The organism is Lentibacter algarum, assembly GCF_018860975.1.
GTDB lineage: Bacteria > Pseudomonadota > Alphaproteobacteria > Rhodobacterales > Rhodobacteraceae > Lentibacter > Lentibacter algarum_A.
Genome location: NZ_JAHKQI010000010.1, coordinates 505,800 through 518,347, shown reverse-complemented (window position 1 = coordinate 518,347; position 12,548 = coordinate 505,800). Strand labels below are relative to the sequence as shown.

Annotated in this window: 10 protein-coding genes and 1 pseudogene; 6 read left to right on the top strand and 5 right to left on the bottom strand. The window is 51.9% G+C overall.

The genetic code is table 11. From position 1 onward, the window contains the following. Positions 1-43 precede the first annotated feature (43 nt). Positions 44-949: a LysR substrate-binding domain-containing protein gene (locus KO498_RS17845; protein ID WP_215961262.1), complete on the bottom strand. Its 906-nt coding sequence runs from the start codon at positions 947-949 to the stop codon at positions 44-46. A gap of 511 nt (positions 950-1,460) precedes the next feature. Between KO498_RS17845 and KO498_RS17840 the strand changes: the two genes are divergently transcribed. From KO498_RS17840 to KO498_RS17820, 5 genes are all read left to right on the top strand, one after another. After that, positions 1,461-2,501, top strand: a complete 1,041-nt coding sequence (locus KO498_RS17840; protein ID WP_215961261.1) for an amino acid ABC transporter substrate-binding protein — start codon at positions 1,461-1,463, stop codon at positions 2,499-2,501. 82 nt (positions 2,502-2,583) lie between these two features. Then, positions 2,584-3,750: an ABC transporter permease subunit gene (locus KO498_RS17835; RefSeq protein ID WP_215961260.1), complete on the top strand. Its 1,167-nt coding sequence runs from the start codon at positions 2,584-2,586 to the stop codon at positions 3,748-3,750. An 11-nt stretch (positions 3,751-3,761) separates the two neighbouring features. Next, positions 3,762-4,841, top strand: coding sequence for an amino acid ABC transporter permease (locus tag KO498_RS17830; RefSeq protein ID WP_215961259.1), 1,080 nt, complete (start codon positions 3,762-3,764; stop codon positions 4,839-4,841). A 7-nt stretch (positions 4,842-4,848) separates the two neighbouring features. Beyond that, positions 4,849-5,601, top strand: a complete 753-nt coding sequence (locus KO498_RS17825) for an amino acid ABC transporter ATP-binding protein (RefSeq protein ID WP_215961258.1) — start codon at positions 4,849-4,851, stop codon at positions 5,599-5,601. A 57-nt stretch (positions 5,602-5,658) separates the two neighbouring features. Further along, positions 5,659-7,941 carry a molybdopterin-dependent oxidoreductase gene (locus KO498_RS17820; RefSeq protein ID WP_215961257.1) on the top strand — a complete coding sequence of 761 codons (2,283 nt, stop codon included), beginning with the start codon at positions 5,659-5,661 and terminating at the stop codon, positions 7,939-7,941. Between the two features lie 311 nt (positions 7,942-8,252). Here KO498_RS17820 and KO498_RS17815 read toward each other — a convergent pair whose 3' ends face one another. The 4 genes and pseudogenes from KO498_RS17815 to KO498_RS17805 all read right to left on the bottom strand — a co-directional run bounded on the left by KO498_RS17815 (position 8,253) and on the right by KO498_RS17805 (position 11,675). Further along, positions 8,253-8,579, bottom strand: coding sequence for an NIPSNAP family protein (locus KO498_RS17815; RefSeq protein WP_215961256.1), 327 nt, complete (start codon positions 8,577-8,579; stop codon positions 8,253-8,255). Between the two features lie 115 nt (positions 8,580-8,694). Beyond that, positions 8,695-9,993 (bottom strand): TRAP transporter large permease, encoded by a 1,299-nt coding sequence (locus tag KO498_RS17810; RefSeq protein WP_252731555.1) that lies wholly within the window; start codon positions 9,991-9,993, stop codon positions 8,695-8,697. A gap of 165 nt (positions 9,994-10,158) precedes the next feature. Continuing rightward, positions 10,159-10,488, bottom strand: a pseudogene (locus KO498_RS18480) (TRAP transporter small permease); the annotation flags it as partial. A gap of 185 nt (positions 10,489-10,673) precedes the next feature. Further along, positions 10,674-11,675 (bottom strand): TRAP transporter substrate-binding protein, encoded by a 1,002-nt coding sequence (locus KO498_RS17805; RefSeq protein ID WP_252731522.1) that lies wholly within the window; start codon positions 11,673-11,675, stop codon positions 10,674-10,676. A gap of 291 nt (positions 11,676-11,966) precedes the next feature. On the opposite strand from KO498_RS17805, the gene KO498_RS17800 reads away from it, so the two are divergent. Next, a complete protein-coding gene (locus tag KO498_RS17800) occupies positions 11,967-12,482 on the top strand; it encodes a molybdopterin-dependent oxidoreductase (protein WP_215961254.1) in 516 nt (171 codons plus the stop codon). Positions 12,483-12,548: the final 66 nt, after the last annotated feature.

Sequence of the window (12,548 nt, the reverse complement as noted above, 5' to 3'; positions counted from 1 at the left end):
CTGCATTCTGGGAAGATGTTGTTCTGAGCGTTTCTTGCGCGTATCACTGCGTCGGTTGAAGGCTTTCGCGGGCCTGTTTCAAGAGCCACATTCGAAACGACCGAAATGCCTGATAGTCCAACCTGTCCTTGGGGTAGACGTGATAGTAGCCGCGGCCTGAAAGATATTTCTTGCCGTATGCTGACACGAGCCGCCGATCCGCCAACTCATTTCGGATCAAGAATGTCGGGATGATAGCAAGACCTAGTCCCGCCATCGTGGCTTTGATGACGGATGAAAATGTCTCGAACTCTAGCCGACGATTGCCTTCAGGTGTTCCAACACCTTTCGGGAAAAAGCGGTGCCAGTCATCTTGCCGTGTGTTGGTTGTAATAAGCGTGTGGCGTGAAAGATCCTCAACCGACCTGACCTTTCGGTTAGAGATGAGGTCGGGCGAACAAACAACAAGCAGTTCTTCTTCGCCGAGCAAATCATACTCAACGCCTTCCCAATCAGGTAAGCCGCAATGGATCGCGGAGTCGATATTGGCATTTGAGAAGTCAAATTGGCGGGTCTGGACCGAAAGCACTACTGAAATTCGTGGGTTCTCTTCAATAAATGTGGAAAGCCGTGGCACAAGCCAACGGCTGGATGTCGTTGGCAGAACACCGAGCTTGACGGTTTCTGCGCCTTGATGACCCATGATGAACTTTGTGCCATCAGCGATTTCCTTTAAACCGCTATGCACTCTTTTTGCATAAAGCGCCGCAGCATCAGTCGATCGGACATTACGCCCGCTCTTCAAGAAGAGTTGCATTCCGAGAATGGCCTCAAGTTGCTTGATCTGGCGGCTGATCGCACTTTGAGTCACATTCAGCTCTTCTGCGGCCAATGTAAAACTCTGATGCCGCATTGCCGCATCGAAAGCGAAAAGAATACTCAGTGAAGGTATATGTTGTCGATCAAGCATCTGAACCTCCGGCCTTAGGAGCGGGGAATATTTACGCTAAAGCTCTACATCAACATTAGGTGCCTTGTCACTAACATAGTACTGAATGGAATGAATGAAGGGGGTTTTTTGAAATATCGCTTCCCGACATTCCTTACGTCCAGTTTTGAAACCCATATGCCCATCCCTTAACTAATTATAAAATAGAAATTTGTTTTGAGGTGACGTTGGGAAGGCACTTTGAATCACATCTATAGGCATTAATTTTCTCCGATGGATTCATGCATTCTGTGACCAGCACAGCACATTTCACCCGGCACCCCGGCAGAGCTTGCCTACGCGTCATATTATCGGTGAGCGTGGAAGCGCTGTAGAGAGATTGATTGCGTGCATTCATCTCCACTCGAGTCGTCTCATGATCTATCGGAACAGTTTGTTGCGTCGATGTAAATTGTCCGCGATCCGAAACGCACCCTACTGTTTCAGCAAGTGTGCGTTGAAAGCCACGAACCACAATAGGAAGGATTCCAAAATGAGAAGAATGAAGCGGACTTTGGCGACGTTGGCGGTTGCGGGCGCTATGGTTTTACCCAGCCAGGTAATGGCTGAGGCCGGAGAAACCTTGAAAATGGTGCAAGAGCGTGGAACGCTTTTGTGTACCGGCCACAACGGCAGCTTCAAGGGCTTCGCAGAAGTAGACGACAAAGGGAATTGGCAGGGCCTTGATATTGACCTGTGCCGTGCTCTTGCTGCCGCAGTTCTTGGATCAGCGGAAGCGGTGCAGTTTGTTCCGATCAGCTGGGCGCAGCGATTTCCAGCAATTCAATCGGGCGACATTGATGTCATCATCAAGGTTACTGGGTGGACGCTCGGACGTGATACAGATGTCGGACTGCAATTTAGTCGACCATACTTTATCGGTGGCACTCAGTTAGTCGTTCGCCGGGAACTTGGAGCCACGTCCACTGCCGATCTGGATGGCGGAACCGTTTGCGTTGAAGGGGGCACATCCACTGAGCGTACAGTGACGAACCACATGCAAGCGCTAGGTATCGAAGTCGACATGGTGCCGTTTGAAAAATCTGAAGAAACCCTTGCGGCATATTTCAGTCAGCGTTGCGATGCGTACGCTGGGTGGGGACCAAACCTCGCTGTGGTTCGTAATGAAGCGCCCGATGGCGCAGAAAACCACATGATCTTGCCCGATGTTCTGGAAATGGAGCCAACCGCCGCGGCGATGCGTCAAGGCGATGACAATTGGGTCGATGTGGTGAACTGGACGTTCTCAACTTTGTTGATGGCCGAAGAAAACGGTATCACGCAAGCCAATGTTGACGAAATCAGAGCGAACCCCCCAACCCCTGCTTTGGCCAAATTGTTGGGTGTGACGCCAGGAATGGGCGAGCAGCTCGGTCTATCGGATGACTGGGTATACACCATGATCAAAGAAGTGGGAAACTACGGTGAAATCTTTGAACGCTCCCTTGGCCAAGAGAGCGTATACGGACTTGATCGAGGGCTGAATGGTCTTTGGTCCGACGGCGGACTTTTCTACGCACTTGTTCTCGATTGAACCTAAGGCGGAAAACCTGTTCTACGCCTCTGGATGTACCCAGAGGCGTAGATAATTAGCAGAACTGGAAGAGACCGCTGCGATGAAAACCATTCGAAACCAAAAGGTGCAACGCCTATTCATCCAATATGGATTTTTGGGCTCACTGCTTTTTCTTCTCATTTTCTCGATACTAATCGCACGGGATAATCTTGCCGCACAAGGGATTACCTCTGGGTTTGCCTTTTTGCAAAGAACAACCGGTTGGGAAGTCGGCTTTTCGCTGATCCCTTACGAGGCCGGGGACAACTATGGTCGGGTCATTCTCGTCGGGTTCCTCAACACACTTCTTCTTGGCGCAATTACATTACCGTTGGCGACAGTGCTCGGTGTGATTGTGGGGGTCATGCGGACCCTCGACAACAAGATGTCACGTATCGTCGGCACGACCTACGTCGAAATTTTCAGAAACATCCCTCTCATTCTTCAACTTCTCGTTTGGTACGCGTTGTTGCGAGCGCTTCCGCCTCCGCGTTCTGCAATTTCTATTGGCGAAAGCGTGTTTTTGACAGGTCGAGGCATCTTTATGCCAGGTTTCAATGTACCAGCGCTCTGGACAATAGCCGCTTTTCTAATTCTGCTCACCAGTTTGTTTGTCATGCAATGGTTTCGAAAAGCGCGGCGCTTTTATCATGTTGCGGCCCAAACAAAACGCAATGGGTCGTTGGCCATCATAGGTATCGGACTCGTCGTGGCTGCCGGTATTATTACAGCCACCCGCGAGGCCGGGCTGCCCTTAGTCACTTTTCCCTCGCTTAAAGGATTGAACTTCCGTGGTGGTCTTAATCTTACGACGGAAATTTCGGCTATGATCCTTGCGATTTCAGTCTATGGCGGGGCCTATATTGCCGAAATCATTCGCGCAGGCTTTAATGCGGTTCCCTCAGGTCAGGCCGAAGCTGGCAGAGCAGTGGGTCTCTCGGAATGGAATATCTTTTCGCGCATACGCCTGCCGTTGGCAGTGCGGATCGTAATGCCGACGCTGATAAACCAATATGTATGGCTCATGAAAGCAACGACTTTGGGGGTCGCCATTGGTTTTTCAGACTATTTTGCGGTTATCTCGACGTCCATTAGCCAAAGCGGTCAAACACTTGAACTGATCGGTTTGTTGATGGGTGGGTTTGTTCTGGTCAATTACTTTATTGCTTGGGCTTTAAACCGTTTGAATGACGCGATCAAGCTGCAGGGCACGCAGCTACGAATCTGATGGAGACAACTATGACATCATCGCAATCCGCTTCGTTCTTTCAGTCGACGTTTCTGAACCTACGACGCGACTTCTTTTCTAGCAAAATTGGTGGCACTGTCTCACTCTTATTGCTTACGCTCCTGATTTTTGTCCTTTGGACAGCCTTCGATTGGGCTATTTTGCGTGCCATTTGGCTGGCTGAAGATCACCAATTGTGCAAATTGGACGATGCCGGTGCGTGCTGGTCTGTCATCGCAGCTCGCTGGCGGTTGATCCTATTCGGGCTCTACCCCTATGACGAACATTGGAGATCCGCCTTGGGGTGCTTCGCTGTCGTTCTAACGGTTGTGTTATCATGTATTCCCCGTTTCTGGAGCGCCAAGAAAATCGGTACGATTTGGCTGCTTGGATACGGATCGTTCTATATCCTGATGCAAGGCGGCATTTTTGGACTTTCCTCAGTTTCCATTGATCAATGGGGCGGCCTGGCCTTGACCGTGTTTGTCTTTGCTTCTGTTGCGGTTATTGGGATGCCGTTGGCAGTTATTCTGTTGCTGATGCGACGTTCTGAAATGCCAATAATCAGCCAAACCACCGGCGTTATTATTGATGTCGTTCGGGCGTTGCCATTGCTAACAATCCTGTTCGCTGCAGCAGTGGTGTTGCCCTTTGTCATTCCTGGTTGGATGCACGGAGACAAGCTTTATCGGGTCATCTTGGGGTTTGCATTGTTCTTCGCCTGCTATCAGGCAGAAATTCTGCGCGGCGGTGTGCAAGCCGTCGCTGCTGGACAAGAAGAGGCAGCCAAGGCACTTGGGCTTAGCTATTGGCACCGTGTCTCGCGCATCGTCTTGCCACAGGCATTTCGCGCCGCCTTACCGCCCACGATCAACCAATTCGTTGTGACATTCAAGGATACCTCGATCATCACGATCATCGGCTTTTTTGAAATTTTGGCATCTGGTGCTGCTGCTTTCGGGTCAGCCGAATGGGGTTTCGCCTACGTTGAAGTCTATGTCTTCATCGGTTTGATCTATTTTTCCTTTGTCTTCTGTCTGTCCCGATATGGCGCTTATCTGGAACGACGCCACACAATTGCCACGAGGTAGGTGACCCATGACCACAGCTCCCGAAGAAATCGCGATCGAGATCAGCGAAATGAACATGTTCTATGGCAACTTTCATGCGCTGAAAGATATCAATCTAAAGGTTAAGACTGGTGAGCGTATCGTCGTCTGCGGCCCCTCGGGGTCAGGGAAATCAACGATGATCCGCTGTATTAACCGGCTTGAAGAGCATCGCAGCGGGACCATCACGGTCTACGGAACCGAGCTGAATGATGACCTGTCCAACATCGACGAAATCCGGTGTGAAACAGGAATGGTTTTTCAGAACTTCAATCTGTTCCCCCATATGACAGTACTGGAAAATTGTACGCTTGCGCCCATGTTGGTGCGCAAAATGTCAAGGACCGTGGCTGAGAAGATTGCGCTTGGCTTTCTGGAGAAAGTCCAGATACCTGAGCAGGCCGATAAATTTCCCGGGCAGCTTTCAGGTGGCCAACAACAACGCGTCGCGATTGCGCGGGCGTTGTCGATGAACCCTAAGATTATGTTGTTCGATGAACCGACATCTGCGTTGGACCCCGAGATGATCGCCGAAGTGCTTGACGTCATGGCGTCGCTTGCGCGGGATGGGATGACAATGGTCTGCGTGACACACGAAATGGGGTTTGCCCGCGAAATCGCGGACAGGGTGGTTTTCATGGCTGAAGGAGAGATCGTGGAAGAAGCGCCGCCTGAAGAGTTCTTTAAGGATCCAAAAACGGCACGTGCGAAAACCTTTCTGTCGCAGGTGTTGGGGCACTAGGGCCCAACGATAGTAGTAAAGGCGGATAAATGACGCTAACGGATGCGGAACAGAAACATGAACAAGCCAAACCGTCCATTATTAACGAATAATCACTGGGGTGCATACCATCCTGAAGTCAAAGATGGAGTATTGAGCAAGCTTAGGCCTTTTGGCGAGGACACTGATCCATCGCCCATTGGATCGGGCATTGTGGATGTGCTCGACGGGCCCACCCGAATTACGTCACCAATGGTACGAAAAGGTTGGCTAGAAGGTCGCCGGAAGACGGGCAGGGGTGACGAGCCTTTCGTCAAAGTCAGCTGGGAACAGGCAAACGCGCTTGTCGCCCAGGAATTGGAGCGGGTGCGCACCGAATACGGCAATCAGGCGATTTTCGCAGGGTCATACGGGTGGGCAAGTGCCGGACGGTTTCATCACGCACAAAGCCAACTGAAACGGCTTCTGAACTGCATCGGCGGCTTCACCAAGTCAGTTAATACCTATAGCTATGCCGCTGCCGAAGTCGTCGTACCTCATGTACTCGGCAATTTCAAAGCCATGTTCACCGATACGACCGGATGGGATTCGATTGCTAAGGATTCGACGCTTTTTGTTGCCTTCGGTGGGGTCGCCCTGAAAAACGGACAAATTGCGGCTGGCGGTGTAGGGTGTCACATTCAGCAAGCCAGCCTGCGCAGCGCAAAAGCGGCAGGTGTCGACTTCGTAAATATCTCGCCTGTGCGCGGCGATCTGATGGCAGAAGTCGAGGCAGACTGGATGGCCCTGCGGCCTTCGACTGATACCGCGTTGATGCTGGGCCTCGCGCACGAGCTTATGTCGCAGAACCTGCATGATCGAGATTTTCTAGAAAACTATGCCGTTGGTTTCGATATATATGCAAGTTATCTAAACGGTGAAAATGACGGCATACCAAAGTCGGCGGAATGGGCGGCCGAGATCTGTGACTTACCGGTACAGGATATCCGCGATTTGGCTCGTCGTATGGCGAGTGGCCGCACGATGATTTCCGTTGCATGGTCACTGACGCGGCAGGATCATGGTGAGCAACCATATTGGGCTGGGATAGCTCTTGCTGCCATGCTCGGCCAGATTGGCCTGTCCGGCGGTGGTATCGGATTCGGTTATGGTGCCGAAAATCAGGTTGGTCTGAGCATGCGGAAACTGCCCGTTGCCGCCATGCCGCAGGGGCGGAATTCAGTTGCAGACCATATCCCCGTTGCACGGATTGCTGACATGTTGCAGAATCCGGGTGCTGAAATCGACTTCAATGGCAAGCGGCTTACTTATCCTGATATCAAACTTGTCTGGTGGGCGGGCGGCAATCCCTTTCACCACCATCAAGACCTCAACAACCTACGGGCGGCCTGGGCGCGACCTGAAGCGATCATCGTTAATGAATGGTGTTGGAATTCCAACGCGAGACATGCCGATATTGTGTTGCCCGCCACCACGACATTGGAGCGGGCGGATATCGCGTTGACGCCGCACGATCCTTATCAGACGGTCATGGATCAAGCGATCGAACCTGTCGGAGAGGCAAAATCGGATCACGACATTTGTAAAGGCATCGCCGCGCAAATGGGCGTGGAAAATGCCTTTACTGAAGACAAATCGCCCGAAGATTGGCAGCGCTGGATCTATGAAGTCACCCGGCAGTCGGCAGCACGTGAAGAAATCGACATGCCAGACTGGGACAGCTTTCAAGACAAGGGTTGGTTCAAAGTTGCAGCACCAGCTAAACCGACAATATTGTTACAAGCGTTCCGCGCCGATCCAGTGGCCAACCCGCTTTCGACTCCCAGCGGCAAAATCGAGATATTCTCAGAGACTGTTGCGGCGTTTGGATATGTGGATTGTCCCGGTCATCCGGCGTGGTTGGAGCCTCTCGAGTGGCTCGGTAAAGTAACCGACTGTCCGCTTCATCTGGTATCCAACCAACCTAGCACGAAGTTGCATTCGCAACTTGATCACGGCTCGGTCAGCCGCGCGGCGAAGGTGTCAGGGCGTGAAGCGGTATACATGCACCCCGAAGACGCCGCAGCGCGTGGCTTGAAATCCGGGCAACTTGTGCGCGTGTTCAATAAGCGCGGAGCCTGCATTGCGGGGCTGCAAATCAGCGATGGGCTACGCAAAGGTGTCGTCCAGATGCCCACTGGCGCCTGGTATGATCCAGACGGTGAGCTTTGTCGCAATGGCAATCCAAACGTCCTGACACCGGACAAGGGCACATCGAGTCTGGCACAAGGGCCGAGCGCACTTACTTGTTTGGTTGAAATTGCGGCTGCGCCAGACCCGGCCCCGGCGGTTCGGGCTTATGATGGTCCGGTTATCATCTGAGTAACTTGATGCTAACAGTCAGGCCGACAGATCGCTATCTGACGAACACCCTAAAAGCGGCCCCCAAAAGGGCTGCTTTTTAGATGTGATGTTACTTCAGTCACACTTTCTGGCGCTATCTATGTCGTTTGGTCAGCGCCTTTGACTCCAGAAAGATTGCAGATGTTGCCTACAACGACATCACGGCTGAACGCGTAATCGCCTTCTAATTATGATCCAAACTATGTGTTTTGTCTCATTTTTTGTTTTCAGTGTGGTTCGTTATGGTTGCATATTTTTGAAATGCTTTTGCAGGGTCACGGCGGTAGTTTTTAATCCGGCCGTGACTTGAAGAAATCGGTGGGCGTCAAAATTTGATTGACTTGTGAGACCAGATTTCCTGCTTCTGCGCTCAATTTCAAATAGGCAATCCACGCGGAATCGGCAGCGAGTGCAGCGCGCTTCTGCGCGCGATCACCTGCATCTTCATATCGCCAGATGTGAACATAAGAGTTCACGTCTCCGGTCTCGACCACACCAAACATTATCGGCAACCCCAAAATCTTGCATTGGGCTTGCCAGCCATGTTCGGCGTATAAGGCCATTTGCTTTTTGATGGTTCCGGGTCGACAGGTATAAGTTCGATGATCATAGATCATTTGATTCTTCTCTTGTGTTACAATTGCTTAATTGGCAGCTTCCTGTCCGTTGGGATATGCGCTAAACGCCCTAGGTTTGATCGTTCGAACAATAGATTTTGTCCAAGTAAACACTCTAGTTCATGCTATTAGGTAAAAACGTCACGATCTGTGGGAAAACATAGATCAACACAACGGCCAACAACATCAACATGAAGAATGGCAGCGCGGCCTTTGACAGGTAAATAATATCTTTCCCAGTCAGGCCTTGCATCACAAACAGATTGAAACCCACCGGGGGCGTGATCTGCGACATCTCTACGACGATCACCAGATAAATGCCAAACCAGATCAGATCGAACCCAGCCTGCTGTACCATCGGAACCATCACGGCCGTGGTCAAAAGAACGATGGACACGCCATCTAGAAAACAGCCAGCAATGGCAAAAAAGATTGTCAGGGCAATTAGCAGTTGGGCTGGTGTTAGATCAAGCGTGTTGATCCACAAAGCCAACTCTCGTGGGATACCTGTATAACCCATCGAAACCGTTAGAAACGACGCACCGATATAGATCAGAACAATCATTGCACTAGTCCTGACGGCCCCCATAAGGCCTTCAATATAGGGCGCTATGCTCGTGCGGCCTTCGTGGCGGTCACTTGCAATGGCGAAGATCAGCGAAAAGAAAACACCGACGGCCGCGGCATCCGTTGGGGAGGCCCAACCCGTGTAGATTACGCCAAAAATTGAGCCAATGATCAACACAATGGGGATAAGCCGCAGGCTGGCTTTCCACTCAACTTTTTCAGCAGTGCGAGCTTGCTTGGTATAGGCGGGGAACAGGGTCGTGTGTATGCCAACGTAACACATGAAAAGCCCCATCAGCAGAATGCCGGGTAAAATTCCCGCAGCAAAAAGCCGCGAGATAGATTGCTCTGTCGCGACGCCGTAGACAATGAGAATAATGGATGGCGGAATAAGCAGGCCCAACGTGCCCGATCCGGCGACAACACCGATCACCAGCTTTTCGTTGTATCCGCGCTCTAGCAGACGGGGAATCGTCACCTTACCGATTGTTGCCGCCGTGGCCGCCGAAGAACCTGAGATGGCAGCGAAGATGCCCGACCCCAATATGCCGACATGAACCAGCCCGCCGGGCAGGCGGCTCAGCAGCGGCGACAGCCCTTCAAAAAGGTCCTCAGAAATGCGGGACCGTAACAGGATCTCTCCCATCCAGATGAACAAAGGCAACGCGGCAAGCGACCAGCTGTTTGCCGCCCCCCAACTTTGCAGCGCCAGATTGGCACCAACTTGCGTCCCGCTAAAGAACAACAAGGCGATGGCAGAGGTCACCAGAAGGGCGATTGCGACCCACACGCCAGCCGCCAGAAACACCAGCAGGCAACCGCCAATGCCAAGGCTGACCCAGATCAATGTGCTTTCACGCGTCACGTTTCTGACAGCCTTGAGAATGTCTGTTGTGCCTAGATTTTCGGATGTGATAATCAGAAAAAGACAGATGAGAAAAGCCATCTGGACCCAGAATACAAGACGCCCTAGTATTGGCTTCGGTCGGGTGGACAGCATGACAAACCACGCCCTCGCGATCGCGAGTGTCATCATAAGCATGCCGATAAACAGTGGCACTTGCGGCGCCCAAAGCGGCACGGGAATAAGCCCCATGGATGTGTCATCAAACCGGTACGACGCGCGAACCAGTCCCAAAAGGTACCACGCAAAGAGCCCGCAGATTACGCCAGCCAAGAACAGCGCCCAGATGCCAAAACGATCTTGGTTCGGGGTAGACAAACGGCTGACAAGAAGCTCGACCCGGATATGGGAATGAGATTGAAATGCGTAACCGAAGGCCAGAAAGGATCCGGCTGCAAACAGATATCCGGTGAATTCGGCGTATGCGGGGATTTGCATACTTCCACGTCCGTTGCCAAACACACCAGCCGCCGAATTCAGAACGTTGAAGCCGACTTGCGTCAAAACGATTAATGTAATGAGTACAATGCAGGCGGCAGATGCCCAACCGCCTGCTGTAACCAACGCTGCAATCAGTCCGCGGTCCGTCCGGACAACTGGCATGGGGTCAGAAGTCATCCAGCTTACTCTTCAAACTTCTTCAGGATTTCTTCGCCTTCCGGTCCTGCGCGGTTGCGCCATTCCGCAACGATCTGATCACCAATGCTCCGCACTTGAGATCTGAGCTCATCACTGGGTTGATGAACCTGAACGCCGTTCTCTTGAAGAGTTGCAAGAGCGTCATTGGTCTGTACTTCGCTTTCTGCCCAACCGCGGGCATTGGCCGCCTCGGCAGCTTCCATGATGGCCATCTGGGTTTCCTCGGACAGCCCGTTATAGACGTCGAGGTTCATGACCACGATGTTCTTGGGTAACCAACCCTGAATGTGGTGAAAATGACCGACATAGTCCCACGCTTTGGATGTCACGCCGGTTGTCGGAGAGGTGATCATAGATTCCACTCTTCCCGTCACGAAGGCTTGAGCGAGATCGGGGGCCTCGATCTGGGCAGGGACGGCACCCATGAGCGTGGCAATTGTGGTTGTGGTCGCATTGTAGGCGCGGAATTTCTGCCCCGCCATTTGCGCGAGGTCGGTCACTTCTTCCTGCGCATAAAGTCCTTGAGGAGGCCAAGGAACCGCATAGAGTACTTTGATGTTTTGTTCGGCTAGTGCGGCCTCCGTCGCGGGGCGGGAAGCCTTCCATAATTCGGCCGCCTCCTCGTAGCTGCCAACAAGAAACGGCAGCGCATCAACTTGAAAAATTGGGTTCTCATTTGACAGCAAGCTTAACGCAAATTCGCCGATCTGCACCTGACCGCTGCGAACGGCGTTCTTGATTTCGGGATGTTTGATCAACGACCCACCCGGATGCAGATTGATTTCAATCTCTCCACCGGTGTTTTGCGCGATGTCATCGATAAATTGAACGATGTTCTGCGTGTGGAAGTTTGTTGCAGCATAGGGCGTCGCCATCTCCCATGTCTCTGAAATGGCGGGTGACGCCGCGAATGCCGTGAAAGAGCATAGAACTGCGGTGAGCGTGCTGCGGGCCGTGATCTTGTTCTGTCTGGTAGTAAACATCATTGCTTTGATTCCCCAAATGGACTGATCTTTTTAGGGTGTGGACGAACAGATGATGGCACAAATGAATACTTTGGCTTCAATCATGACATTTGGTAATTAGTGGCGAGAATTTTCCTGCATTGGGATTGGCAATTTCTGTCCGACCTCAAGTTTTGAACGTCGCTTTCTCATGAGCGTTTGGATTACTTACCGACCCAATAGATGATTGTGGCGTGACGGATGCCGACGATAGACAGCAATTTGTCTTTGAAAATTGGGCTCGGTTTCCGCATAGACCGAAGGGGGGTGCCAATGCAAAAGAAATACCGCGCACTACGAACCACCAGCCATTGGGGTGCCTACACCGTCGAAAAGCACGATGATTGTATCAGTACGCTGCATCCGACTAGTGATGACCCCGACCCCTCACCAATAAGCGAAGGCATGCTTGCGGCAATCGACGGCCCAACGCGGATCAGGGCACCAATGATCCGCGAAGGGTGGCTTCGAAATGAAATCGGAAAATCGGGTGATGGGCGAGGTAAGGAATCGTTTGTAGAGGTGAGTTGGCCCAACGCCTATCGCCTTGTCTCGCAGGAACTCAAACGCGTCATACGTGAGCATGATAACGAGGCAATTCATGCAGGCTCTTACGGATGGGCAAGTGCAGGTAGGTTTCACCATGCGCAACGCCAACTCAAACGGTTTCTGAATTGTATCGGCGGTTTCACATATTCCATTGGTGGCTATAGCTTTCGTGCCGCCCAGACGATTGTGCCTCATGTTTTAGGCACTTTTCACGGGCACCTTGATACAATGACTGGCTAGGAGACGATTGCAACAGATTGCGAGCTCTTTGTCGCATTCGGAGGGGTCGCTTTTAAGAACGGTCAG